18 protein-coding genes and 3 pseudogenes are annotated in these 24,286 nt (G+C 72.8%); 8 read left to right on the forward strand and 13 right to left on the reverse strand.

All coding sequences use genetic code 11. The features are described 5' to 3' along the window. Positions 1 to 66: 66 nt before the first annotated feature. Positions 67 to 561, reverse strand: a pseudogene (locus V2S66_RS08845) (substrate-binding domain-containing protein); the annotation flags it as partial. Between the two features lie 264 nt (positions 562 to 825). Between V2S66_RS08845 and V2S66_RS08850 the strand changes: the two are divergent. Further along, positions 826 to 1,029: a MarR family transcriptional regulator gene (locus tag V2S66_RS08850; protein ID WP_330793997.1), complete on the forward strand. Its 204-nt coding sequence runs from the start codon at positions 826 to 828 to the stop codon at positions 1,027 to 1,029. A gap of 105 nt (positions 1,030 to 1,134) precedes the next feature. Here V2S66_RS08850 and V2S66_RS08855 read toward each other — a convergent pair whose 3' ends face one another. The 7 genes from V2S66_RS08855 to V2S66_RS08885 all read right to left on the reverse strand — a co-directional run bounded on the left by V2S66_RS08855 (position 1,135) and on the right by V2S66_RS08885 (position 10,388). Further along, on the reverse strand, positions 1,135 to 1,875 hold the full coding sequence (locus tag V2S66_RS08855; RefSeq protein WP_330793998.1) for a DedA family protein: 741 nt from the start codon (positions 1,873 to 1,875) through the stop codon (positions 1,135 to 1,137). A gap of 197 nt (positions 1,876 to 2,072) precedes the next feature. Then, on the reverse strand, positions 2,073 to 2,822 hold the full coding sequence (locus V2S66_RS08860) for an SDR family NAD(P)-dependent oxidoreductase (RefSeq protein ID WP_330793999.1): 750 nt from the start codon (positions 2,820 to 2,822) through the stop codon (positions 2,073 to 2,075). 480 nt (positions 2,823 to 3,302) lie between these two features. After that, entirely contained in the window at positions 3,303 to 4,592 is a 1,290-nt protein-coding gene (locus V2S66_RS08865; RefSeq protein WP_330794000.1) for a citrate synthase, read from the reverse strand. A gap of 125 nt (positions 4,593 to 4,717) precedes the next feature. Next, complete coding sequence (recD2, locus tag V2S66_RS08870) at positions 4,718 to 6,940, reverse strand: SF1B family DNA helicase RecD2 (RefSeq protein WP_330794001.1); 2,223 nt, start codon at positions 6,938 to 6,940, stop codon at positions 4,718 to 4,720. 303 nt (positions 6,941 to 7,243) lie between these two features. Next, the gene (locus tag V2S66_RS08875; RefSeq protein ID WP_330794002.1) at positions 7,244 to 8,089 is read right to left on the reverse strand and encodes a sugar phosphate isomerase/epimerase family protein; all 846 of its coding nucleotides are present in this window, start codon (positions 8,087 to 8,089) and stop codon (positions 7,244 to 7,246) included. Further along, positions 8,086 to 9,240, reverse strand: coding sequence for a dihydrodipicolinate synthase family protein (locus V2S66_RS08880; protein ID WP_330794003.1), 1,155 nt, complete (start codon positions 9,238 to 9,240; stop codon positions 8,086 to 8,088). Before V2S66_RS08880 ends, V2S66_RS08875 begins: the two co-directional genes overlap by 4 nt. Next, positions 9,237 to 10,388 (reverse strand): Gfo/Idh/MocA family protein, encoded by a 1,152-nt coding sequence (locus V2S66_RS08885; protein ID WP_330794004.1) that lies wholly within the window; start codon positions 10,386 to 10,388, stop codon positions 9,237 to 9,239. The genes V2S66_RS08880 and V2S66_RS08885 overlap by 4 nt, the downstream gene beginning before the upstream one ends. 284 nt (positions 10,389 to 10,672) lie before the next feature. On the opposite strand from V2S66_RS08885, the gene V2S66_RS08890 reads away from it, so the two are divergent. The 6 genes and pseudogenes from V2S66_RS08890 to V2S66_RS08915 all read left to right on the forward strand — a co-directional run bounded on the left by V2S66_RS08890 (position 10,673) and on the right by V2S66_RS08915 (position 15,362). Then, on the forward strand, positions 10,673 to 11,761 hold the full coding sequence (locus V2S66_RS08890; protein WP_330794005.1) for a LacI family DNA-binding transcriptional regulator: 1,089 nt from the start codon (positions 10,673 to 10,675) through the stop codon (positions 11,759 to 11,761). A 47-nt stretch (positions 11,762 to 11,808) separates the two neighbouring features. Then, positions 11,809 to 12,195 (forward strand): annotated as a pseudogene (locus tag V2S66_RS08895) (GNAT family N-acetyltransferase); the annotation flags it as partial. Positions 12,196 to 12,250: 55 nt separating this feature from the next. Continuing rightward, the gene (locus tag V2S66_RS08900) at positions 12,251 to 12,961 is read left to right on the forward strand and encodes a vWA domain-containing protein (RefSeq protein ID WP_330794006.1); all 711 of its coding nucleotides are present in this window, start codon (positions 12,251 to 12,253) and stop codon (positions 12,959 to 12,961) included. Positions 12,962 to 13,004: 43 nt separating this feature from the next. After that, positions 13,005 to 13,802, forward strand: coding sequence for a sugar phosphate isomerase/epimerase family protein (locus V2S66_RS08905; RefSeq protein ID WP_330794007.1), 798 nt, complete (start codon positions 13,005 to 13,007; stop codon positions 13,800 to 13,802). Positions 13,803 to 13,875: 73 nt separating this feature from the next. Then, positions 13,876 to 14,740, forward strand: a pseudogene (locus V2S66_RS08910) (LysR substrate-binding domain-containing protein). Between the two features lie 64 nt (positions 14,741 to 14,804). Then, positions 14,805 to 15,362 (forward strand): hypothetical protein, encoded by a 558-nt coding sequence (locus tag V2S66_RS08915; protein WP_330794008.1) that lies wholly within the window; start codon positions 14,805 to 14,807, stop codon positions 15,360 to 15,362. Between the two features lie 54 nt (positions 15,363 to 15,416). Here V2S66_RS08915 and V2S66_RS08920 read toward each other — a convergent pair whose 3' ends face one another. Beyond that, on the reverse strand, positions 15,417 to 19,235 hold the full coding sequence (locus tag V2S66_RS08920; protein WP_330794009.1) for an ABC transporter ATP-binding protein: 3,819 nt from the start codon (positions 19,233 to 19,235) through the stop codon (positions 15,417 to 15,419). 165 nt (positions 19,236 to 19,400) lie between these two features. After that, positions 19,401 to 20,360, reverse strand: a complete 960-nt coding sequence (gene speB, locus V2S66_RS08925; protein WP_330794010.1) for an agmatinase — start codon at positions 20,358 to 20,360, stop codon at positions 19,401 to 19,403. Positions 20,361 to 20,518: 158 nt separating this feature from the next. Between speB and V2S66_RS08930 the strand changes: the two genes are divergently transcribed. Beyond that, positions 20,519 to 21,415, forward strand: a complete 897-nt coding sequence (locus V2S66_RS08930; RefSeq protein WP_330794011.1) for a phosphatase — start codon at positions 20,519 to 20,521, stop codon at positions 21,413 to 21,415. Positions 21,416 to 21,469: 54 nt separating this feature from the next. Here V2S66_RS08930 and V2S66_RS08935 read toward each other — a convergent pair whose 3' ends face one another. The 3 genes from V2S66_RS08935 to V2S66_RS08945 all read right to left on the reverse strand — a co-directional run bounded on the left by V2S66_RS08935 (position 21,470) and on the right by V2S66_RS08945 (position 24,264). Further along, positions 21,470 to 22,363: an acyl-CoA thioesterase gene (locus V2S66_RS08935; protein WP_330794012.1), complete on the reverse strand. Its 894-nt coding sequence runs from the start codon at positions 22,361 to 22,363 to the stop codon at positions 21,470 to 21,472. 71 nt (positions 22,364 to 22,434) lie between these two features. Then, positions 22,435 to 23,592, reverse strand: a complete 1,158-nt coding sequence (locus tag V2S66_RS08940) for an acyl-CoA dehydrogenase family protein (protein ID WP_330794013.1) — start codon at positions 23,590 to 23,592, stop codon at positions 22,435 to 22,437. A 51-nt stretch (positions 23,593 to 23,643) separates the two neighbouring features. Beyond that, positions 23,644 to 24,264, reverse strand: coding sequence for an SACE_7040 family transcriptional regulator (locus tag V2S66_RS08945; protein ID WP_330794014.1), 621 nt, complete (start codon positions 24,262 to 24,264; stop codon positions 23,644 to 23,646). Positions 24,265 to 24,286: the final 22 nt, after the last annotated feature.

Genomic DNA, 24,286 nt, shown 5'->3' on the forward strand with positions numbered 1-24,286 from the left:
CGGGCCCGCGGCGCGGGGTCGGCGCGCGGCGTCGTCAGCCGGCGGCGGGCGCCGGCCCCGTGCCGGCTCGACGGCGCGGCGGCCCGTCTCTTCTGCGGGGATGGCCACCGCGGCGATCTGCACGGACGCCCGCAACGCGACCTGGTCCGGGCAGATCGCGATCACCGAGACGTCCTCCGGCACCGCCCGGCCCTGCTGCCGCAGCAGGCCGAGCAGCGTCCCGACGGCGCTCTCGTTCCGCCCCACCAGCGCGCTGGTGCCGGGGCGCTCCTCGAAGATCCGGGCGAGGACGCCCGCGGTCGACGCGCAGCTCCCCTCGCAGGGGCGGTGGACGAGCCGCATGCCGCGCTCCCTGGCGCGGCCGCGCAGCCCGTCGAGGGTCCGCTCGGCGAACCCGGTGTGCCGGGCGGAGGACGCGGCGGCCTCCCCGATCACCGCGACGTCCCGGTGGCCCAGGTCCGAGGGCCGGTCCGGCTCCCTCAGCAGCGGCGCCCGCTCGTCCTCCAGCTCGACGTCCACGATGATCATGGCGTCCGCCGGTCCGCCGGCCGCGACCCGCCGGCCGCGACCCGCCGCACCGCCGCCGGGCCTGCGCCGGGCGAAGCGCTTCAACTCCCGAACCTCCCGTGCTCCCGCGAGCGGCCGACATGACGTCCCCGCACCCATCGGTGACGACTTCCACCACTCCGTTACCCGATCGCCACGTTTGTCACCGTTACGCGGGTTCCACGTCACAGGAGATCAACAAGCGCGTGCAGCACCGCGTACGTGTCGTTGTCCCGACGAAGGTTGCTGATCGACATCCCCACCATTCGGAGGTGCATCATGACCGACCGGACCTTGTGGTCGTATGCGGACATCGCGGCCCACATCCGCGTGCAGGTGGACACCGTCCGCTCCTACCGCAAGCACGGGCACCTGCCCGATCCCGATGTGGTGGAGGGCGGGAAGCCGTACTGGTACGCCGACACGGTGCGGGCCTGGAGCGCGCGGCGCCCGGGGAACCGCGGGCGCCGGGATCCCGACTGACGGCGCCGCCTCCCGGGCCCGGCCGCCTGCGGGGAGCCCCTGGCCGCCGGCGCTCGGGCAGGGCGGGCGGGCCGAGTCGGCGGGCCGGGGAGGCGGGCAGACGGACTACGTGCCCTGACCGCCCGGTGGCCCGGTCGGGCAGACGAAGGCGTCGGAGTCGGTGGCACCGGCCAGCGAGGCCGCCACCACGGTGGACGGGCGGGCGACCTCGCCCGCGGCGCGGGACTGCTGCCGCTCGCGGGTCCGCGACGCCCACTGCGCGAGCATGCCGATCCCGGCGACGGCCAGCGATATGCCCAGGCCCAGGCTGAGGGCGTAGAAGGAGTTCGACGCGGCTCTGCCGCTGACGTATCCGGCGCCCACGGAGTACGTGGCCCACACGATCTCGGCGACTCCCGCGCCGATCGCGTACCGCCGGGCCGGGTAGCGCATGACGCCTGCCGCGACGCCGCCGATCACCCGGCCGCTGGGCAGGAAGCGCACCGCGATCACGAAGGGCACACCGTGCCGCTGGATGCGCTGAGCCGCCCAGCGCAGCAGCGCGGCCCGCCCGGGGCGGCGCTGCATCCGTCGGAGCACCCGGCCGCTGAGGGCGCGGCCGGAGCGGTGGATGAGCATGTCGCCGAGCACGGCGCTGCCCGCCACCACCAGCAGCACCAGCGCCAGGTTCAGGTGGCCTTCCGCGGCCATGACGCCGCCGGTGACGAGCAGCACGGAGTTCGGTACGAGCGGCGGAGCCGTCGTCGCGGCCAGCAGCGCGTACGCCCAGATGACATGCCCACCCCGCAGGTACTCCGCAAGCCCGGAGGTGAAGTCCAGAGACGACACGTTCAGTGCAACGTCCATTCCGCCGCCCCTCTTCCCGCTCCCGGGCACCAACGCTGACAGCGTCGTGCGGACGGGGGCAAGCAGGTTTCCCACGGCGGGGGGATCTCTCGGCAAATCCCCGGGAAACCCATCCTCAGGGGTGGTCGTGGGGTCGTCCCGCGGGACGACCGGCGGGCCGGTCGCCGTCGCGGTCCCCCTCGCGGTCGCGGTCGCGGTCAGCGACCGAGCAGTTCGCCGCCGTTGCACTGCAGGATCTCGCCGGTGATGAAGCCGGCCTCGGGCGAGGCCAGGAAGATCACGGCCGACGCCACGTCCGCCGGCCGGCCCACCCGGCCGACCAGGGTGCGGCCCGCGCGGCGGGTCAGCTCGGCCTCGTTGAGCCGTGAGCCGAAGAACTCGGTGCCCGCGACCGTGCCGGGCGCCACGATGTTGCACGTGACGCCCTGGGGGCCCAGCTGGGCGGCCAGCGAGTGGTTCCAGGCGTGCAGGGCGGCCTTGGAGGCGCCGTAGGAGCCTCCGCCGCGCAGCGCCGCGACGGAGGTGACGGTGACGACCCGTCCGTCCTCGGCCGCGAGGCGGTCGCGCAGCGACTCGGTGATGAGGACCGCGGTCAGCACGTTGCGCTCGAAGTCGCCGCGCCAGCGGGCCAGCACGCCGTGCGGTCCCGCCCCCACCGCCAGCTCGCGGCTGCCGGCGTTGTTGACCAGGACGTCGACCCGGTCGGGGAGCTGGGGCAGCGCCGCCTCGACGTCGTCGGGGTCGGCGAGGTCGCAGACCACGGGGGTGACGTCCAGGCCCCGCTGGGCGCGCAGGTCGGCCGCGGTGGCCTGCAGTACCTCGCGGCGGCGTCCGACGATCGTGACCCGGTGACCGGCCTCGGCGAACCGGGTGGAGACGGCCAGACCGATGCCCGTGCCCCCGCCTGTCACGACGATGTTCCGGACCCCTGCCACGTTCTCTGCCATGTGCTCCGCCCCTCGAGAAGAGACAGCACGCTACGGGATCGCCCCGATCCGGCCGCGCGCGGGGTAGCCTGCGGAAACAGCTTCCCTTCAGAGACGTAGATCACATAGCTTGGAACGTAACCATTACGGTGGTTCGGGGGTCTTATGTCTTGAGCACCGCGCTCCCGGCGGAGCCGGTGTTGGGGAGTGCAGTACGGACTGTCTTGGGGGACGGTCCGGGTCGCGTCGCCGGGGCGACGTCCAGGGAGCTATGAGCGGCCCTCCTGGTCCCACCGTCCCGGCTCAGCGCGGCCGCCACAAAGCGCCCGGTTCGGACCCGTGGGGGGATTCGTACCGGGAACGGGAGCGCCCCGTGCCGGACCCGTGGGGGGATCCGTCGCGGGGCGCTTCTCTGTGTGTCTCCGGCCGCGGGACCGATGCCCGCGGCCAGCCGTTCGTGGAGCGTGTGGCGCGTCTGGAGCGCGTGGGGCGCGTGGGGCGTCAGCGAGCCTCGACCGGGAGGTAGTCCCGCTCGACGGTGCCGGTGTAGATCTGCCGCGGGCGGCCGATGCGGGAGCCGGGCTCCTTGATCATCTCGTGCCACTGGGCGATCCAGCCGGGCAGCCGGCCGATGGCGAAGAGCACGGTGAACATGCTGGTCGGGAAGCCCATGGCCCGGTAGATCAGGCCGGTGTAGAAGTCCACGTTCGGGTAGAGCTTGCGCGACACGAAGTAGTCGTCGCTGAGCGCGTGCTCTTCGAGCTTGAGCGCGATGTCCAGCAGTTCGTCGGACTTGCCGAGCGCCGACAGCACGTCGTGCGCCGCCGCCTTGATGATCTTCGCCCGGGGGTCGAAGTTCTTGTAGACGCGGTGACCGAAGCCCATCAGCTTCACGCCGTCTTCCTTGTCCTTCACCCGGCGGATGAAGGAGTCGACGTCGCCGCCCTCGGTCTGGATGCGCTCGAGCATCTCCAGGACCGACTGGTTGGCGCCGCCGTGCAGGGGGCCCCACAGGGCGCTGATGCCGGCGGAGATCGAGGCGAACTGGTTCGCCTGCGAGGAGCCGACCAGCCGGACCGTGGACGTCGAGCAGTTCTGCTCGTGGTCGGCGTGCAGGATGAACAGCTTGTCCAGCGCGCTGACGACCACCGGGTCGAGCTCGTACTCCTCGGCCGGGATGGAGAACGTCATCCGCAGGAAGTTCTCGACGTAGCCGAGGTCGTTGCGCGGGTAGACCACCGGCTGGCCGACGGACTTCTTGTACGCGTACGCCGCGATGGTCGGCAGCTTGGCGAGCAGCCGGATCGTCGACAGGTGGCGCTGCTCGGGGTCGAACGGGTTGTGGCTGTCCTGGTAGAACGTCGACAGCGCGCTGACCACGGACGACAGCATCGCCATGGGGTGCGCGTCCCGCGGGAAGCCGTCGTAGAACCGTTTGACGTCCTCGTGCAGCAGGGTGTGCTGAGTGATCTCGCTCTTGAACTCGGAGAGCTCGTCGACGGTCGGAAGCTCGCCGTTGATCAGAAGGTACGCGGTCTCAAGGAAGGTGCCGCGCTCGGCGAGCTGCTCGATCGGGTAGCCGCGATACCGCAGGATGCCCTGCTCGCCGTCGAGGAAGGTGATCGCGGACTTGTAGGCCGCGGTGTTGCCGTAGCCGCTGTCCAGAGTGACCAGGCCGGTGTCGGCACGCAGCTTGCCGATGTCGAAGCCCTTGTCGCCGACGGTGCTGTCCACGACGGGGTAGGTGTACTCGCCGTCGCCGTACCGCAGTACTACAGAGTTGTCGCTCACGTCATTCCCTCACCGACGGTGTTGCCTCTTCTTCGAGGTTGCCCTGACTACGTCCACTGTCCCCCATTTGGCACGCAAGCGTGCACTCGGGGTCGGCCATCGGGCCGAAAAGTGGCACGGAGTGCCTATTTTGCGCCCTGGGACAGCCTGTGGTCGAGAGCGGTGAATCGGCGCCCGGCGGAGACCGTGCGGACCGCCTGGCCGATCGCGCGGCGCGACCCGACCAGGACGACCAGGCGTTTCGCTCTCGTGACGGCTGTGTAAAGCAGGTTGCGCTGGAGCATCATCCAAGCCCCCGTGGTGACGGGGATCACCACCGCCGGGTATTCGCTGCCCTGCGAGCGGTGGATCGTCACGGCGTACGCGTGGGCGAGTTCGTCCAGTTCGTCGAAGTCGTACGGGATCTCCTCGTCCTCGTCGGTGCGGACGGTGAGGCGCTGCTCGACGGTGTCCAGGGCGGTGACGACGCCGACGGTGCCGTTGAAGACGCCGTTGGCGCCCTTGTCGTAGTTGTTCCTGATCTGGGTCACCTTGTCGCCGACCCGGAAGGTCCGGCCGCCGAAGCGGCGCTCGGGCAGGTCGGGCCGGGCCGGGGTGACGGCCTGCTGCAGCAGCCCGTTCAGCACGCCGGCGCCGGCCGGCCCCCGGTGCATGGGGGCCAGCACCTGGACGTCCCGGCGCGGATCGAGGCCGAATTTCGCCGGGATGCGCCGGGCCACCACGTCGACGGTGAGCCGGCCGGCCTCCTCGGAGTCCTCCTCGGGGAAGAGGAAGAAGTCGGGCAGGCCCTGGGTGACCGGCGGCACCCCGGAGTTGATCCGGTGCGCGTTGGTGACCACCCCGGACTGCTGGGCCTGCCGGAAGATCCTGGTGAGCCGGACCGCGGGGACGGGGCTGCCGGGCGCCAGCAGATCGCGCAGCACCTCCCCCGCCCCGACGCTGGGCAGCTGGTCGACGTCGCCGACGAAGAGCAGGTGGGCGCCCGGCGGCACCGCCTTGACCAGCTTGTTGGCCAGCAGCAGGTCCAGCATCGACGCCTCGTCGACGACCACGAGGTCCGCGTCGAGCGGCCGGTCCTTGTCGTAGGCGGCGTCACCGCCGGGCTTGAGCTCCAGCAGGCGGTGCACCGTGGACGCCTCGGCCCCGGTCAGCTCGGCCAGCCGCTTGGCGGCACGCCCGGTCGGCGCGGCGAGCACCACCTTGGCCTTCCTCGCCTGCGCCAGCGCCACCACGGAGCGCACCGTGAAGGACTTGCCGCAGCCCGGCCCGCCGGTGAGGACCGCGACCTTCTCGGTCAGCGCCAGCCGCACCGCCTGCTGCTGCTCGGGGGCGAGGTCGGCGCCGGTGGCCCCGGCCAGCCAGCCCAGTGCCTTGTCCCAGTCCACGTCGTGGAAGACCGGCAGTCGGTCCTCGGGGCCGCGCAGCAGCCGCAGCAGCTGCCCGGCCAGCGAGATCTCGGCGCGGTGGAAGGGCACCAGGTAGACGGCCCGGACGGGTTCGGCGCCGTCGGGCGAGGGCAGCTCCTCCCGCACGACGCCCTCCTCCTGGGCGAGCCGGCCGAGGCAGTCGATCACCAGGCCGGTGTCCACCTGGAGCAGCTTCACCGCGTCCGAGATCAGCTGCTCCTGCGGGAGGAAGCAGTTGCCGCTGTCGGTGGCCTGCGACAGCGCGTACTGGAGTCCTGCCATCACCCGCTCCGGGCTGTCGTGCGGGATGCCGACGGCCTGGGCGATCCGGTCGGCGGTGAGGAAGCCGATGCCCCACACGTCGGCGGCCAGGCGGTAAGGCTGGTTCTTCACCACCGAGATCGAGGCGTCGCCGTAGTTCTTGTAGATGCGCACCGCGATGGAGGTGGACACGCCCACGCTCTGCAGGAAGACCATCACCTCCTTGATCGCCTTCTGCTCCTCCCAGGCGGCGGCGATCAGCCGGGTGCGCTTGGGGCCGAGCCCCGGCACCTCCACCAGGCGCTTGGGCTCGCCCTCGATGACGTCCAGGGTGTCGACGCCGAAGTGGTCGACGATGCGCTCCGCGATCCGCGGACCGATGCCCTTGATGAGTCCGGAGCCGAGATAGCGGCGGATGCCCTGGATGGTGGCGGGCAGCACCGTCGTGTAGTTCTCCACGGTGAACTGCTTGCCGTACTGGGGGTGCGACCCCCAGCGGCCGTGCATCCGCAGCGACTCCCCGGGCTGCGCGCCGAGCAGCGCGCCGACCACGGTGAGCAGGTCGCCGGCGCCGCGCCCGGTGTCGATCCGGGCGACGGTGTAGCCGTTGTCCTCGTTGGCGTAGGTGATCCGCTCCAGGACGCCTTCCAGCACGGACAGATGCGTCGCGGCCTCCCCCATACCGGCCTCCCTCCGGGCTGCGGCGGTGATCTGCTCCGAAGGTACCGCCCGGCGCGGACAGCGCGTCCGCACTCCGCCCGCACCTGTGGACGACTCCGGCGGCGCGACCGGCCGCGGACGGACGAAAGGGGTCCGGCACGAGGCCGGACCCCTTTCTCGTTCCCCCCACTACCCCCGAAGCCCCCCTCGGGCGTACCTACCCTCTTGGCTCCCTGAACCCCTCCCGAGAGCCGTGATGCCATGTACGACCGCCCACCCCCGGCAAGGGTTGTACGACCGGACCGGAATTTTCCGAAGATCTTTTCAGGCCACGTGGGTGCGGTACCGCTCGATGACCTCGGCGAGCAGTTCACCGCCGTCGCGGGCCCACAGGGCCGGGTTGAAGATCTCCACCTCGACGGCGCCGCGGTAGCCCGCCGCGTCGGTGGTCTCCCGCAGTCCGCGCAGGTCGACGCACCCTTCGCCGAGCTGTCCGCGGCCCAGGAGCACCCCTTCGGGCAGCGGGGTCACCCAGTCCGCCACCTGGAAGCAGGCGATCCGGCCACCCGCGCCCGCGCGCGCGATGTGCGCCGGCGCGAGGTCGTCCCACCACAAGTGGTAGGTGTCGACGACGACTCCGACCTGCTCGGCGGGGAACTGCTCGGCGATGTCCAGCGCCTGGCCCAGCGTGGAGACCACGCAGCGGTCCGACGCGTACATCGGGTGCAGCGGCTCGATCGCCAGCCGCACCCCCCGCTCGGCGGCATAGGGCGCCAGTTCGGCGACCGCCTCCGCGACCCGCCGCCTGGCCGCCGCGATGTCCCGGTCCCCCTCCGGCAGACCGCCCGAGACCAGGACCAGGGTGCCGGTGCCGAGGGCCGCGGCCTCGTCCAGAGCCGCACGGTTGTCGTCGAGCGCCGCGGCACGCTCCCTGGGGTCCCGGGCGGTGAAGAACCCGCCGCGGCACAGTGAGGTGACGGTGAGCCCGCTGTCCCGGAAGAGCCGTGCGGCCCGCTGCACGCCGTACTCCTGGACCTGCGCCCGCCACAGGCCCACAGAGGTGACCGCGGCCGCGGTGCATCCCGCCGCGAGGTCCGGCAGCGACCACTGCCTGATCGTCTCCTGGTTGATGCTGAGCCGCGCCGGCGCGGCGCCGGGGTTCTGGATCATGCCTCCACCCCGTGCACGGCGAGCAGGGCGCGCATCCGCGCCTCGGCGAGCGCCGGGTCGGGGAACAGCCCGATGCCGTCGGCGAGTTCGTACGCCCGCGCCAGGTGCGGCAGCGAGCGCGCCGAGTGCAGGCCGCCCACCATGGTGAAATGCGTCTGGTGGCCCGCCAGCCAGGCGAGCAGGACGACACCGGTCTTGTAGAAGCGGGTCGGCGCGCGGAACAGGTGCCGGGACAGCTCCACCGTCGGGTCGAGGACGCGCCGGAAGCCCGCGGTGTCGCCGGTGTCGAGGGCGCTGACCGCGGCCGCCGCGAGCGGGGCCAGCGGGTCGAAGACGCCGAGCAGGGCGTGGCTGAAGCCGCGCTCGTCGCCCTCGATCAGCTCGGGGTAGTGGAAGTCGTCGCCGGTGTAGCAGCGCACGCTCCGGGGCAGCCGCCGGCGCAGGCCGACCTCGCGCTCCGCGTCGAGCAGCGAGATCTTCACCCCGTCGACCTTGTCGGGATGGGCGGCGATGACATCGAGGAGGGTGCCGGTCGCGGCGTCGAGGTCGTCGCTGCCCCAGTAGCCCGCGAGCGCCGGGTCGAACATGGGGCCGAGCCAGTGCAGGATCACCGGCTCCGCCGCCTGCCGCAGCAGGTGCCCGTACACCTCCAGGTAGTCGTCGGGGCCCTTGGCGGCCGCGGCCAGCGCGCGCGAGGCCATCAGCACCGCCTGCGATCCTGCCGCCTCGGCCACCGCGAGCTGCTCCTCGTAGGCGGCCGTGACGTCCTTCAGGGTCGGTTCGGGACCGGTCAGCTGGTCGGTGCCGACACCGCAGACAAGGCGGCCGCCGACCGACCGCGCCTCGGCCGCCGACCTGCGGATCAACTCGGCGGCCTGCGGCCAGTCCAGGCCCATGCCGCGCTGCGCGGTGTCCATGGCCTCGGCGACACCGAGCCCGTGCTCCCACAGGTGGCGGCGGAAGGCGAGCGTCGCGTCCCAGTCGACCACCGCGGGCCCGTCCGCGGCGGCGTGCAGCGGGTCCGCCACGACATGGGCGGCGGAGTACACGACGCGGCTGCGCAGCGGCAGACACGCCCCGTAGGAGGCCGATTCCGTGCGGGGCGCATAGGGGCGCTTCGCACCGGAGGCGTCCGGCAGCAGGATCGTCACAGCGACAGCTCCGGAACATCGAGGCGGCGCCCCAGCTCGGCGGAGCGCAGGCCCAGCTCCGCCAGCTGCACGCCGCGCGCACCCGCCAGCAGGTCCCAGGTCCACGGCTCGTCGAGCACCACATGGCGCAGGAACAGCTCCCACTGCGCCTTGAAGCCGTTGGCGAACTCGCCGTTGTCCGGCACCTCCTGCCACTGGTCGCGGAAGGACTCGGTGGCCGGCAGGTCCGGGTTCCACACCGGCTTGGGCGTCGCCGAGCGGTGCTGCACCCGGCAGTCGCGCAGCCCCGCGACGGCCGAGCCGTGCACCCCGTCCACCTGGAACTCGACCAGTTCGTCGCGGTTGACGCGCACCGCCCAGGAGGAGTTGATCTGCGCGACCGCCCCGCCCTCCAGCTCGAAGATGCCGTACGCGGCGTCGTCGGCGGTCGCGTCGTACGGCTTGCCCTGCTCGTCCCAGCGCTGCGGCACATGGGTCGCGGTGAGCGCCTGGACGCTGCGGACCGGCGCGAAGATCTCGTGCAGCACGTACTCCCAGTGCGGGAACATGTCGACGACGATGCCCCCGCCGTCCTCGGACCGGTAGTTCCAGGAGGGGCGCTGCGCGCTCTGCCAGTCGCCCTCGAAGACCCAGTACCCGAACTCGCCGCGCACGGAGAGGATCCGGCCGAAGAAGCCGCCCTCCACCAGGCGCCGCAGCTTGAGCAGGCCGGGCAGGAAGAGCTTGTCCTGCACCACGCCGTGCTTGACCCCGGCCGCGGTGGCCAGCCGGGCGAGCTCCAGCGCGCCTTCCAGGGTGGTGCCGGTCGGCTTCTCGCAGTAGATGTGCTTGCCGGCGGCGATGGCCTGCCGCACGGCGGGCACCCGCGCCGAGGTCACCTGCGCGTCGAAGTAGATCTCGACGGAGGGGTCGGCGAGGACCGCGTCGAGGTCGGTCGTCCAGTGCTCGAGGCCGTGCTGCTCCGCGATGGCCCGCAACGCGTGCTCGCGCCTGCCGACCAGCACCGGCTCCGGCCAGAGCACGTCGCCGTCGCCCAGGTCGAGTCCGCCCTGCTCGCGCAGGGCGAGCAGGGAGCGGACAAGGTGCTGCCGGTAGCCCATGCGACCGGTGACGCCGTTCATGGCGATCCGCACGGTCCTGCGTGTCATCGATTCCCTCTTCTCGGGTGCGCCGCGCAGCGGCGGTGGAATCCGGGAGCAAGCGCTTTCTTTCGGATCACGCTAGCCTGCGGGTCAACCGTCCGCAAGAGTGCCGAACAACTCAAGCAAGCGCTTGCTGATCGGCCGAATTCCGACCTCCCAGGGAGCGCTGCGGACCTCCGCTGCCGCTCGCCGCCGCGCAATGAGAGCATGAGCCCCGGCGCGGACCGTGAACCGCCCGCCGCGCCGTCCCGCCCCCGCACGTCACCGCCGCCGAGGAGGACCAGAAGCAGATGGCAGTCACGCTGGCCGATGTCGCAGCACGCGCCGGGGTGTCCTCGGCGACCGTCTCGCGCGTGCTCAACGGCAACTACCCGGTCGCGGGCAGCACCAGGGAGCGCGTGCAGCGGGCCGTCGAGGAGCTGGACTACGTCGTCAACGGCCAGGCCCGCGCGCTGGCCGCGGCCACCTCCGACCTGGTCGGCGTGCTCGTCAACGACGTGGCCGACCCGTTCTTCGGCGTCATCGCCAGCGCCCTTCAGGGCGAGATCGGCGCCGGCGGTGCGGAGCCGGGCGGCGGAAAGCTCGCCGTCGTCTGCAACACCGGCGGGTCGCCGGAAGCCGAACTCACCTACCTGACGCTGCTGGAGCGCCAGCGCGCGGCCGGCGTGGTGCTCACCGGCGGGGCGGTGGAGAACGACCAGCACACCGGCGCGGTGGCCGCCCGGCTGGCCCGGCTCGCGGCGTCGGGCACCCGGATCGTGCTGTGCGGCCGACCGCCCCTGTCCCTGCCCGGCGACGCCGGGTCCGTCACGACGCTCGCCTTCGACAACCGCGGCGGCGCCCGCCGCCTCACCGAGCACCTGCTGTCGCTCGGCCACCGCAGGATCGGCTGCGTCACCGGGCCGGTGGGGCGCAGCACCACCCGCCACCGCCTGGAAGGACACCAGGCGGCGCTCGCCGCGCACGGCATGGGCCCCGGCACCCCGGGCGGCATCGCCGCCGAGCGGCTGACCGTGCACGGCGGCTACGACCGCGCCTCGGGATACGACGCCACCCTGGAACTCCTGCGCAGGGACCCGGGCCTCACCGCGGTCGTCGCCGCCAACGACACGGTGGCGCTGGGGGTCTGCGCCGCGCTGCGCGACCGCGGGCTCGACGTCCCCGGCGACGTGTCGGTGGCCGGCTTCGACGACCTGCCCTTCAGCGTCGACGCCTCACCCGCGCTGACCACCGTCCGCATCCCCTTGCAGGAAGCCGGCGCGCGGGCCGGCCGGGTGGTGATGGGCCGGCAGCAGCCGCCGCCCGGCGGGCTCGCCTCGATCCCCACCGAGCTGATGGTCCGCGCCTCCACCGCACCGCCCGCAGCCGACCGCGCCTGAAGTTGTCCACAGGCCGGTGGAAGGGACTTCCGCCGGCCCTCGCCCTCGAGTACGAGACCCTCGTCGCCGGCATCGTCGCGGACTTCGCCGCCACCCGGGACCCGCTGACCGAGTCCGCCTGGATGGCCGAACTCGACGGCGAACGGGCCGGCTGCGTCCTCTGCGTCCGCGACCAGCAACCCGGCGCCGCCCGACTGCGCCTGCTCCTGGTCGACCCCGCCGCCCGCGGCCACGGCGTCGGCGGACGCCTGGTGGACGAGTGCGTCGCCTTCGCCCGCGGCGCCGGCTACACCGAACTCGTCCTGTGGACCGATGACATACTGGCCGGCGCCCGGCGCCTCTACCAGAACGCCGGCTTCGCACTCGTGCGGGAACTGCCGCACTTCAGCTTCGGACAGCACCTCGTCGGCCAGGACTGGCGTCTGGTGCTGTGAAACGCGGCCGCCGAGGCCGCGCCGAACCCGGAACGACCATCGAGGAGGGACGACCATGCCCGTGTCGCTGGAGAAGGTGGAGCAGACCGCACCCAATCTGGTCAGCCTCTACAAGCAGGCCGACGCCGGCCTGCGCAAGCACCGGCTGCACGGCGAACGCGCCGCGGTCTACCTGGTGCTCGACCGGTCCGGCAGCATGCGGGAGTTCTACCGCGACGGCACCGTGCAGCACCTCGCCGAGCAGGTCCTCGCGCTCGCCGCCCACTTCGACGACGACGGAACCGTGCCGCTGGTCTTCTTCTCCACCGGAGTCGACGGCATCGACGAGGTGACACTCGACCAGTACGGCGGCCGGATCAACAAGCTCAACGACGCATACGGCCACATGGGCCGCACCGACTACGCCGCGGCCATGACGGCGGTCATCGACCACTACCGGCGGTCCGGCTCCACCGCCCCCGCCTTCGTGGTCTTCCAGACCGACGGAGGGCCCAGCAGCAGGACCGCCGCGGTCGACGTCCTGTGCCGCGCGGCGAAACTCCCGCTGTTCTGGCAGTTCATCGGATTCGGCCAGGACGAGTTCCGGTTCCTGCACCGGCTGGACGACCTTCCGGTACCGGCCAAACGGGTGGTGGACAACGCCGGATTCTTCCCCGCGGGCAAGGACCCGCGCGCGATACCCGACGAAGAGCTGTACGACCGGCTCATGCAGGAGTTCCCGCAGTGGCTCACGGCAGCGCGCGCACAGGGCATCGTCAGCCGCTGATCCCGGTTGACCCGGCCCGAACCGGGTGCCTAGTGTCCGGCGAATGAGACTCGCCTTCTCCACCCTCGGAGTCCCGGCCATGCCCGTCGCCCAGGTGATCGGGCTCGCCACCGACCACGGCTACCACGGCGTCGAACTGCGGGCGAGCCCCGAGGAACCCGTCCACACCGGGCTGTCGGCCGACGAACGCGCCCGCGTCGCCGAACAGTTCCAGAAAGCGGGCATCGAGATCCTCACCGTCGCCGCCTACGCCAAGGTGGCCGCCGCCGGGGAAGACGCCCCGGTGCTCGACGAGATCGCCGCCGCCCTGCGGCTCGCCGCCGACCTGGGCGCGGCCAACGTCCGGGTCTTCCCCGGCGGACGGGACCTGCCGTCCGACGAGGCCGACGCGCTCGCCGCCCGTCGGCTCGCGGCAGCCGCCGAGGTGGCGCAGGACCTCGGGGTGCGCGTCCTGCTGGAGACCCACGACTCCCACCGCGGTGGCGCCGACGCCGCCCGCGTGCTCGGCCGCGTCGGGCACCACGCCGTCGGGGCGATCTGGGACCTGATGCACACCTGGCTGGCCGGCGAACAGCCGTCGGTGACCTACCCGGTGCTGGCCCCCTACCTCGGCTACGTGCAGGTGAAGGACATCGCCTCCGCCGCGGACACCACACCGCTGCCGCTCGGTGCGGGCGTGCTGCCGCTCGCCGAGACCGTGGAGGTCCTCAGCCGCGCGGACTGGGACGGCTGGCTGTGCTGGGAGTACGAGAAGCGCTGGCACCCCGGCGCCGCGGACCTGCCCGGGCTGCTGGGCCCGGCCAGGGAGCACCTGACCAGGCTGCTGTCGGACTCGGCCTGACGGACGCACAACGGGGGGTGGGGGGCGGGGGGGGAGGGCCCCCGGGAGGGGTGCGAGGAACGGAGGACGACCCATGCTCGACCTCGGACGGCTGAAGGCGCTGCACGCGGTGCACACGCACGGCACGGTGGCGGCCGCCGCTCTCGCGCTGGGCTACACGCCTTCGGCGGTGTCCCAGCAGATCTCGAAGCTGGAGCGTGAGGCCGGGGCGGTGCTGCTGGAGCGGCAGGGGCGCGGGGTCGCCCTCACCGACGCGGCGCATCTGCTGGTGGCGACGGCGCAGCAGTTGATGGCGATCGTGGAGTCCGCAGAGGTGGCGCTTGAGGAGCAGCGGGGGCGGCCCGGCGGGCGGTTGACGGTGGCGGCGTTCCCGACGGCCGCGGCCGGCTTGCTGCCGCCGGTGCTGGCGCGGCTCTCGGCGGCGTATCCGTCGCTGGAGGTCAGGCTGACCGAGGTGGACGCCCATCTGTCGGTGGATCTGGTGGCGCGCGGGGCGGTGGATCTGGCGGTGGCGCACGACTGGGACATCGCGCCGCTGCCCTGCCCCGAGGGGCTGGAGCGGGCGGTGCTCGGCGAGGACCGCTGTGATGTGCTGGTCCCGGCGGGGCATCGGCTGGCGGCCCGCGAGTCCCTGGTGCGGGCGGATGTGGCGCGCGAGCGCTGGATCTGCCAGCCGCCGGGCTCGGTGTGCCATGAGTGGCTGGTGCGGACGTTGAGGGAGTCGGGGACGGAGCCCGATCTGGCGTTCCAGGCCGGGGAGTACCGCACGCAGATCGCTCTGGTGGCGGCCGGGTTGGGGATCGCGTTGGTGCCGCGGCTGGGGCGCGGCCCGGTGCCGGCGGCTGTACGCCCTGTGGCGGCGGGGTGCGTCGCGGAGGCCGTCGATCGTGGCGGCGGTGGAGGCGTTGCGGGCGCACCGGGCGCTGACGGCCTGCTGAAGCGAGCCGGGCATGCGGCAGGGAACCGGGTGGGCAGGGCGGCCGTCCCATCACCATGGTGACGGTGAGATGGCGCAGCGTGTTCGCGGCCGGTGTCCTCGGGGCTTTGCTGACTCCCTTGGCGGTGGCCTGCGGTCAGGGCACGGCGGACGACGGCACCCCGCGGGGCCGGCCGGCGACCGGCGCGACGGTGGCCTCGTCCCCTGCCGGGGGCCCGGCGTCCTCGCCGGAAGACGGCGGCACGCCTCGGCAGGGGCCGGGGACGCGGGTGGTGTTCTTCTCGTCCACTGCGGCGACGACGCCGGGCGCGCACGAGGTGCTGCGCGACCGGAGCGCACTGGCGCGGTTCGCGGGCCGGTACGCGGCGCGGGACACGAAGGCGGCGGCGGGGATCAGGGCCGCCGGGCAGGCCACGGATTTCTCCCGGTCGGCGCTGGTGGGCTGGACGGACGCGACGGGGTGCAGCGCGGCGACGTCGGCGGCCCTTCAGGTGCTGGGCGAGCGGTTGGCGCTGCACGTGGTGCAGCCGGAGGCGCCGCCGGAGTGTTTCGCGTCGTTCCGGGTGACCGTGGTGTTCGAGGTGCCCAGCGAACGGCTGCCCGCCCGCCCGGTGTTCGGGTAGCGGGGCAGTCTGCGCGCGCTGCCGCTCCGTCGTCCGTTCGTTCGCTCCCTGGTGTCAGGCGGCGGCGCGGACCTCCCCGGTGAAGGTGCGCCACAGTGCGGCGTAGTGGCCGTCGCGGGCGAGCAGCGCCTCGTGGGTGCCGTCCTCGACGACCTGGCCGTGGTCGAGGACGATGACGCGGTCCGCGCGGGCGGCGGTGCTGAGCCGGTGGGCGACGACGAGGGTGGTGCGGCGGACGGCCAGCCGGTCCGCTGCCCGGTTGACGAGTGCTTCGGTGGCGAGGTCGAGGGCGGCGGTGGCTTCGTCCAGCAGCAGCACAGCGGGGTCGACGAGTTGGGCGCGGGCCAGTGCGATGAGCTGGCGCTGGCCGGCGGACAGGTTGCGGCCGCGTTCGGCGACCTGGTGGAGGTAGCCGCCTTCGAGGGTGGCGATCATCGCGTCGGCTCCGACGGCGCGGGCGGCGGCCTCGACTTCGGCGTCGTCGGCGTCCATCCGGCCGTAGGCGATGGCGTCGCGCACGGTGCCGGGGAAGAGGTACGGCTCCTGCGGAACGACGCCGAGGCGCTGCCGGTAGGCAGCGAGGTCGAGGTCGCGGATGTCGGAGCCGTCGACGAGGACGGCGCCGCCGGTCGGGTCGTAGTACCGGGCGACCATCTTGACCAGGGTGGACTTGCCCGCTCCGGTCTCACCGACGAAGGCGACGGTCTGGCCTGCGGGGATGCGCAGCGAGATGCCGGCGAGGGCTTCGGCGCCTTCGGCGTCGGCGCCGCCGTAGCGGAAGTGCACGTTGCGGAACTCGACGTCGCCTTCGAGGGCGGTGACGGGTCGCGGCGACGGGGCGGCGGGGGTGGCGGTGGTCTCGTGGAGGAGTTCGCGGATGCGGCCGAGGGAGACGCTGGCCTGCTGGTAGCCGTCGAAGACCTGGGAGAGCTGCTGGACGGGTGAGAAGAACAGGTCGATGTAGAGCAGGTACGCGACGAGGGCGCCGGCGGTGAGGGTGCCGGCGCTGACCCGGTGGGCGCCGACGATGAGGACGAGTGCGGCGGCGGCGCTGGACAGCAGTTGCACGAACGGGAAGTACACGGAGATGAGGAACTGCCCGCGCACGCGCGCGGTGCGGTAGTCGTCGCTGCGGCGGCTGAAGCGTTCCGCTCCGTGCTGCTGGCCGCGGAACGCCTGGACGACGCGCAGACCCGCGACGTGCTCCTGGAGGTCGGCGTTGACGACGGCGACGCGTTCGCGGGCGAGTTCGTACGCCTTCACGGACTTGCGGCGGAAGATCCAGGTGGCGGCGATCAGCAGCGGCAGGGTGGCGAAGACGAGCAGGGCGAGTTCCACGTCGAGGGCGAGCAGGGCGACGAGGATGCCGCCGAAGGTGAGGACGCTGACGAGCGCGGTGACCAGACCGGTCTGCAGGAAGGTGGACAGCGCGTCCACGTCGGTGGTCATCCGGGTCATGATGCGGCCGGTCAGCTCGCGTTCGTAGAAGTCGAGTCCGAGCCGGTGGAGGTGGGCGAAGATCTTCACGCGCAGTGCGTAGAGGACGCGTTCGCCGGTGCGGCCGGTGAGCAGCGTGGAGCCCCATTCGGCGAGCCACTGGGCGATGACGAGGCCGAGGCCGATCAGGGAGGCGGCCCAGACCGCGCCGAGTGCCTGCCGGCGGACGCCGGCGTCGATGCCGTGCCGGATGAGGACCGGCAGCAGCAGTCCGGCGAAGGCGTCGACGGCGACGAGCAGCAGGCTGATCACCAGCGGTGCGCGGAAGCCGCGCAGGAGGCTGCCGAGTCCGAAGTGCTGGTCGGCGGCGCTTGCCGCGTGTTCGTCGACGTCGGGGGTGTCGTCTGCGGGCGGCAGTGCGTCGACCTTGGCGAGCAGGTCGGGGGTGGCGGGCATGCCGGCCAGCGCGCCGGCCATGCCGCCGCGTCCGCCCGCGCCGGAAGCAGCCGGCGCGGCGCCGCCCGCGGGTGCGGACCGGGCGTCGGCGGCGGCGCGCCGGTCCGCGGGCCACAGTTCGGGCGTGATGGCGGTGCCGGCGTCCTTCGGGAGGCTGCTGGCCGCCGGTGCGGAGGCGGCTCGGGCGGCTGCCGCGGCCGGGTCGATGGACACGACGTCGGCACCGAGGGCTTCGGGGTCGGTGAGCAGCGCCCGGTACAGCGGGCTGCGTTCTTCGAGTTCCTCGTGGGTGCCGACGTCGGAGAGCCTGCCGCCGTCGAGGACGGCGATGCGGTCGGCGAGGGCGAGGGTGGAGCGGCGGTGGGCGATGAGCAGGGTGGTGCGGCCCTGCATGACCTCGCGCAGCGCGTCGAAGATCTCGGCTTCGACGCGGGCGTCGACGGCGGAGGTGGCGTCGTCGAGGAGCAGCAGCCGGGGATCGGTGAGGATGGCCCTGGCGAGGGCCACGCGCTGGCGCTGGCCGCCGGACAGGGTGAGGCCCTGTTCGCCGACGACGGTGGCGTATCCGTCGGGCAGTGCGCTGATGAAACCGTCGGCCTGGGCCGCGCGGGCCGCGGAGCGGACCTGTTCGTCGGTGGCGTCGGGGTTGCCGTAGGCGATGTTGGCGCGGACGCTGTCGGAGAACAGGAAGCTGTCCTCGGGAACCATGCCTATCGCGCCGCGCAGCGAGTCGAAGGTCAGGTCGCGGACGTCGGTGCCGCCGATCCTGACCGCGCCGCCGGTGACGTCGTAGAGCCGGGGCAGCAGCAGGGAGACGGTGGACTTGCCGGAGCCCGAGGCGCCGACGACGGCGACGGTCTCGCCGGGCGCGACGGTGAGGGAGAAGCCGTCGAGGACCGGTCGTTCCTTGGTGTAGCCGAAGGAGACGTGGTCGAACTCGACGGTGGCGGGTGCGTCGGAGGGCAGGGCGCCGGTGCCCTCCTCGAGGGTGGGGCGGGTGTCGATGAGCTCCAGGACGCGTTCGACGCCGGCGCGGGCCTGCTGGCCGACGGTGAGCATCATGGTGAGCATCCGGACGGGCCCGGTGAGCTGCGCCAGGTAGGTGGAGAAGGCGACGAAGGTGCCGAGGGTGATCTGGCCGCGGGCGGCCATCCAGCCGCCGAGGGCGAGCATGCCGATCTGGCCGAGGGACGGCACGGCCTGCAGGGCGGGGGTGTAGCGGGCGCTGAGCCTGATGGTGCGGAGCCGGCCGGCGAACAGCCTGCGGCTGACCGTCTCCAGCTTCTCCATCTCCTGCTGTTCCTGGCCGAACCCCTTGACGACGCGGACGCCGGTGACCGATCCGTCGACGATGCCGGCGACGGCGGCGGCCTGGCCCTGCGCGTACCAGGTGGCCGGGAACAGGCGTTTGCGGGAGCGGTCGGCGATGAACCACAGGGCGGGCGCGACGGCCAGCGCGACGAGGGTGAGCAGCGGCGACAGCGTCAGCATGACGACGAGGGAGAGCAGGAACAGCAGCAGGTTGCCGATCATCATCGGCGTCATGAAGAGCAGCCCCTGGATCAGCTGCAGGTCGCTGGTGGCGCGGCCGACGACCTGGCCGGTGCTCAGCTCGTCCTGCTTGCGGCCGTCGAGCCGCATGATCGTGCGGAACATCTCGTTGCGCATGTCGTGCTGGACGTCGAGCGCGAGCCGGCCGCCGTAGTAGCGGCGTACGTAGGTGAGCACGTACACGACGGCGGCCGCGGCGATCAGCGCGACGGCCCAGGGCATCAGGGGCTTGTCGTGCTTGACGATCACGTCGTCGATGATCAGCTTGGGCACGAGCGGCACCAGCGCGGTGACGGCCATGCCGCCGAGCGAGGCGCCCAGGGACAGCAGGACGTTGCGCTTGTAGAGCCAGCAGTAGGCGAGCAGGCGCCGGAGCCATCCCTGCTCCGGGTCGTCCTTCGTCGCCGTCCTCGGCCTCGCCGTCGTCACGCGGTCCTCCCACCCGTCATCGGGCGTGTGTCGTCCACGCCCCTGTCACCGCTGTCCCTCATCGAGTCTGGGAACACGCTGAGCGGCCCATTTCATCCTCCCGCAACACTTCAACGACCAAGGTCGCACAGTAGTGCGACATTGGTCGTGGTCCTTTCGGGTGATTCAGCGGGCGGCAGCGATCTGGCGGGCCATGATCGTCGTCAGTTCGTAGGCGGTGTGCGAGGCGGCCACCGAGGTGATCTCGGCGTGGTCGTAGGCGGGGGCGACCTCGACGACGTCGGCGGAGACCAGCCGGCAGGAGGCGAGGCCGCGCAGGATCTCCAGCAGCTCGCGGGAGGTGAGGCCGCCCGCTTCGGGGGTGCCGGTGCCGGGGGCGTGCGCGGGGTCGAGGACGTCGATGTCGACGGAGACGTACAGGGGGCGGTCGCCGATCCGCTCGCGCAGCTGCTCGACGACCTCGTCGACGCCGCGCCGCATGACGTCGGCCGAGGTGACGATGCCGAAGCCCATCTTCTCGTCGTCGTCGAGGTCCTTGCGGCCGTACAGCGGGCCGCGGGTGCCGACGTGGGACAGGGCGGAGGTGTCGAGGATGCCTTCCTCGACGGCGCGCCGGAAGGGCGTGCCGTGCGTGTAGGCGGCGCCGAAGTACGTGTCCCAGGTGTCGAGGTGCGCGTCGAAGTGCAGCAGCGCGACGGGACCGTGCCGGCGGGCGACGGCGCGCAGCAGCGGCAGCGCGATGGTGTGGTCGCCGCCCAGCGTCATGAGGCGGGCGCCGGTGCCGAGCAGGTCGTCCGCCGCGCCCTCGATGGTCTCGACGGCCTCGTTGATGTCGAAGGGGTTGGCGGCGATGTCCCCGGCGTCGGCGACCTGGGCGAGCGCGAAGGGCGAGGCGTCCTGCGCCGGGTTGTACGGGCGCAGCAGCCGCGACGCCTCGCGGACGGCGTTGCCGCCGAAGCGCGCCCCGGGACGGTAGGAGACCCCGGAGTCGAAGGGCACGCCGACGACGGCGACGTCCGCGGCGCCGACCTCGTCGAGCCGCGGCAGCCGGGCGAAGGTCGCGGGCCCCGCGTAGCGCGGGATGCGGGAGGAGTCGACGGGGCCGCGCGGCGGGGCGCTGCTCATGGAGGTGGCCTCTTTTCTTCGCTGGGGATGCGGCGACCCTACGTGTCCCGCTCGGCGGGCCGGAATGTACGTTTCCTCGAATCGGCGGCGTCCATTGCGCCTCCGCGTCGATCCGCCGTCCGTCGCACGGGTGGCCGCCGGAGCGCGACAATGTGCGCATGCCCCTGGATCCCGCGCCCGCAGCTCCGACCCGCCGAGCCCTCACCGGCCATCTGATACGCACCCGGATAGCCGGGGACGTCGCCACCGGCCGGGAGAACAACCTCGACCACTACCGGGCGCTGGCCGAGGGCACCCGCTACTACTGGTTCGGGCTCGATCTGGGCGACCGCTGGAAGGACCCGGCGGCGGTGCTCGAGCTGATGGCGGAGCGCTGCGGGGTGGTGGCCGATCCGGCGCACCGGGAGGGGCAGGACACGATCGACCCCGAGCTGACCGTCGACGCGCTGGATCGGATGGCCGACGTGCTGGCCAGGGCGGCGCGGGACGGCTCGCGGGTGCTGCTGGCCACCGGTCACCCGGCCGGGCTGTTCGCGGTCCACCAGGCCCTGGCGGCGGCGCTGCGCGCGGCCGGCTGCGTCCTGGCGGAGCCCGCGGAGCACCTGTACGCGGACGGCGGCGAGGTACGCCATCTGGCGGACGTGTTCATGCTGCACAGGGGCGGCGGGCTGGTGCACACCCACTCCCCCGACCCGATGCGGGAGATCCTGGACGCGCTGGAGCGGGAGGGCCGGCCGCTGCCCGACCTGGTGGTCGCCGACCACGGCTGGGCGGGCCACGCGGGCGGCCGCGGCATCGAGACGGTGGGGTTCGCGGACTGCAACGACCCGGCGCTGTTCGTGGGCGAGGCCGAGGGCAGCATCAAGGTGACCGTGCCGCTGGACGACAATGTCGCGCCGCACTTCTACGCGCCGATGACCGCGTATCTGCTGGCCGCGGCCGGGCTGGACGGCCGCACCGGCCACAGCGGCCGAACCGGCCGCACCGGGGGCGCGCACAAGGCCGGGCGGACGGGCAGGACCCGCCAGACGGGGCGCCGCGGGCGCAGCAGCTGAGGCGGCGGCGGGCGGTCGGGGACACCGGGCCGGTGGGCGGGCCGGACTCGGTTCTCAGGCGTCCAGGGTGCGCGGGACCCTGACCAGCCCTTCCTGGATGACCGACACGGCCAGCCGGCCGTCGCGGGTGTAGATGCGGGCGGTGCCCAGGCCGCGGCCGCCGGAGGCGGAGGGGCTCTGCTGGTCGTACAGCAGCCACTCGTCGGCGCGCAGCGGCCGGTGGAACCACATGGCGTGGTCGAGGCTGGCGCCCACGACGTCGCCGACGGCCCAGCCGCCGCGGCCGTGCGCGAGGAGCACGGAGTCCAGCAGCGTCATGTCGGACACGTAGGTGGCCAGGCAGACGTGCAGCATGGGGTCGTCGGCGAGCCGGCCGCGGGCCCGGAACCACACCTGCGAGCGGGGCTCCCTGGCCACGCCGGCGGTGAGGAACGGCGGGTCCTCCACGTAGCGCAGGTCGACGGCCGCGCGTGCCTCCAGGAGGCGGTCGACGACGCCGGGGTCGGGGAACTTGTCGGCGTGCGCGGGCAGCAGCTCCTCGGCGCTGGGCAGCGTCTCCGGGTCGGGCGCGTGGGGCATCGGCTCCTGGTGTTCCAGGCCCTCCTCGTGGACCTGGAAGGACGCCGAGAGGTGGAAGATCGGCTGGCCGTGCTGGATGGCGACGACCCGCCGGGTGGTGAAGGAGCGGCCGTCGCGGATGCGGTCGACCTCGTAGACGATGGGGGCGCCGGGGTCGCCGGGGCGCAGGAAGTACGCGTGCAGGGAGTGCGCGGCGCGCTCCTCCGGCACGGTGCGGCCCGCGGCGACCAGCGCCTGGGCGGCGACCTGCCCGCCGAAGACCCGGGGCACCACCGCCGAACGGCTGCACCCACGGAAGATGTCCTGCTCGATCCGCTCCAGGTCGAGCAGTTCGAGCAGGGCCCGCAGGGCTTTGGGATTCTCGGGCACGGCCTCTTCCACGGGTGCGGCCGCACGGGCGGCCGCGGAGTCGTTCGGCGGAACGGTCATCGAGGCGTCGTTCACAGACCCATCGACTTGGCGATGATCGACTTCATGACCTCGCTGGTGCCGCCGTAGATCCGGTTGACGCGGTTGTCAGCGTACAGCCGCGCTATCGGGTACTCGTTCATGTAGCCGTAGCCGCCGTGCAGCTGGAGGCAGCGGTCGATGACGCGGGCGGCGACCTCGGTGCAGAAGAGCTTGGCGGACGCGGCGTCGGCGGCGGTCAGCTCGCGCCGGTCGTGGGCCTCCAGGGCCCGGTCGACCACGGCTTCCGCGGCGTCCACCTCGGCCTTGCAGGCGGCGAGCTCGAACTTCGTGTTCTGGAAGGACGCGACGGTCTTGCCGAAGACCGTGCGGTCCTGGACGTACTCCTGGGCGAACCGGATCGCGGCGGCCGCCTGCGCGTAGGCGCCGACCGCGATGGCCAGGCGCTCCTGCGGCAGGTTCTGGCCGAGGTAGGAGAAACCTTTGCCCTCCTCGCCGAGCAGGTCCTCCGCGGGCACCCGGACGTCGGAGAAGGACAGCTCGGCGGTGTCGGACGTCCTCAGGCCGAGCTTGTCGAGCTTGCGGCCGACCACGTAGCCCTCGGACGCGGTGTCGACGACGAAGAGGGAGATGCCGGCCCTGCGGTCCTCGGGGGTGGCCGGGGAGGTGCGGGCGCAGACGATGACGCGGTCGGCGTGGACGCCGCCGGTGATGAAGGTCTTGGCGCCGTTGAGCACGTAGTGGCTGCCGTCGGCGGAGCGCTTGGCGGAGGTCTTCATGCCGGCCAGGTCGGAGCCGGTGCCGGGTTCGGTCATGGCGATGGCGAACATCGTCTCGCCGCTGACGAAGCCGGGCAGCCAGCGCTTCTTCTGCTCGTCGGTGGCGTACGCCGCCAGGTAGGGCAGGCACAGGCCGGTGTGCACGCCGCTGCCGCCGAAGCTGACGCCGGCGCGGGCGCACTCCTCGCTGAGGACGGCCTGGAACTTGAAGCTCTCCTCGCCGGCGCCGCCGAACTCCTCGGGCACCTCGATGCCGAAGACGCCCAGCTCGCCGAGCTTGTGGTAGAACGCGCGGGGAGCCTGCCCCGCCTGCAGCCACTCGTCGTAGACGGGTACGACCTCGGCTTCGATGAAGGCGCGTATCGTCTCGCGGAACGCCTCGTGGTCCTCGTTGAACACCGTACGACGCACAGCGCGCCTCCCATCGGCCCGTCGGCAGGTAATAAGCAAGCGCTCAGTAAGTTACCCGTCGGTCCGTACGGCTGTCCAGGGACGGCCCGGGTCGAGGGCCTCCAGGGCGCCCAGCGCGAGGCGGTGCAGCAGGGCGGCCATGGCCGTGCGGTCCGGCGCGCGGCCGCCCGCGCCCAGGTGCGGGGTGGAGTTCAGCAGCCCGAAGACGGCGTGCACCGCCGCGCGGGCCTCGAGTTCGGTGGCGTCGGGGTAGACCCGGCGGACCACGCCGACCCACTCCTCCACGTACTGCCGCTGGAGCTGGCGGACCAGCTTGCGGTCGGAGTCGCGCAGCCGGTCCAGCTCGCGGTCGTGCAGCGTGATCAGCGGCCGGTCGTCGATGGCGAAGTCGATGTGGCCGCGGATCAGCGCGTCCAGCGCCTGCGCGGGGTCGGCGGTCTCCGCCACCCGCATCCGGCCCGCCGACAGCAGCCGGCCGCTGATCCCGACCAGCAGCTCGGCCAGCATCGCGTCCTTGCCCGCGAAGTGGCGGTACAGGCCGGGGCCGCTGATGCCGACCGCGGCGCCTATCTCGTCGACACCGACACCGTGGAAGCCGCGCTCGGCGAAGAGCCGCGCGGCCTCCCGCAGGATCTGTTCGCGACGGTTTTCCACAGTCTTCGTCGGGTTCATGGGATCGAGTCTAGACAATCGA

Source organism: Actinacidiphila polyblastidii (genome assembly GCF_036353415.1).
Taxonomy (GTDB): Bacteria; Actinomycetota; Actinomycetes; order Streptomycetales; family Streptomycetaceae; genus Actinacidiphila; species Actinacidiphila polyblastidii.

Coding starts and splice junctions, on each gene's coding strand:
- V2S66_RS08850 (WP_330793997.1), top strand. CDS start 826: ATGACCGACCGGACCTTGTGGTCGTATGCGGACATCGCGGCCCACATC.
- V2S66_RS08855 (WP_330793998.1), bottom strand. CDS start 1,875: ATGGACGTTGCACTGAACGTGTCGTCTCTGGACTTCACCTCCGGGCTT.
- V2S66_RS08860 (WP_330793999.1), bottom strand. CDS start 2,822: ATGGCAGAGAACGTGGCAGGGGTCCGGAACATCGTCGTGACAGGCGGG.
- recD2 (WP_330794001.1), bottom strand. CDS start 6,940: ATGGGGGAGGCCGCGACGCATCTGTCCGTGCTGGAAGGCGTCCTGGAG.
- V2S66_RS08875 (WP_330794002.1), bottom strand. CDS start 8,089: ATGATCCAGAACCCCGGCGCCGCGCCGGCGCGGCTCAGCATCAACCAG.
- V2S66_RS08885 (WP_330794004.1), bottom strand. CDS start 10,388: ATGACACGCAGGACCGTGCGGATCGCCATGAACGGCGTCACCGGTCGC.
- V2S66_RS08890 (WP_330794005.1), top strand. CDS start 10,673: ATGGCAGTCACGCTGGCCGATGTCGCAGCACGCGCCGGGGTGTCCTCG.
- V2S66_RS08900 (WP_330794006.1), top strand. CDS start 12,251: ATGCCCGTGTCGCTGGAGAAGGTGGAGCAGACCGCACCCAATCTGGTC.
- V2S66_RS08905 (WP_330794007.1), top strand. CDS start 13,005: ATGAGACTCGCCTTCTCCACCCTCGGAGTCCCGGCCATGCCCGTCGCC.
- speB (WP_330794010.1), bottom strand. CDS start 20,360: ATGAGCAGCGCCCCGCCGCGCGGCCCCGTCGACTCCTCCCGCATCCCG.
- V2S66_RS08930 (WP_330794011.1), top strand. CDS start 20,519: ATGCCCCTGGATCCCGCGCCCGCAGCTCCGACCCGCCGAGCCCTCACC.
- V2S66_RS08945 (WP_330794014.1), bottom strand. CDS start 24,264: ATGAACCCGACGAAGACTGTGGAAAACCGTCGCGAACAGATCCTGCGG.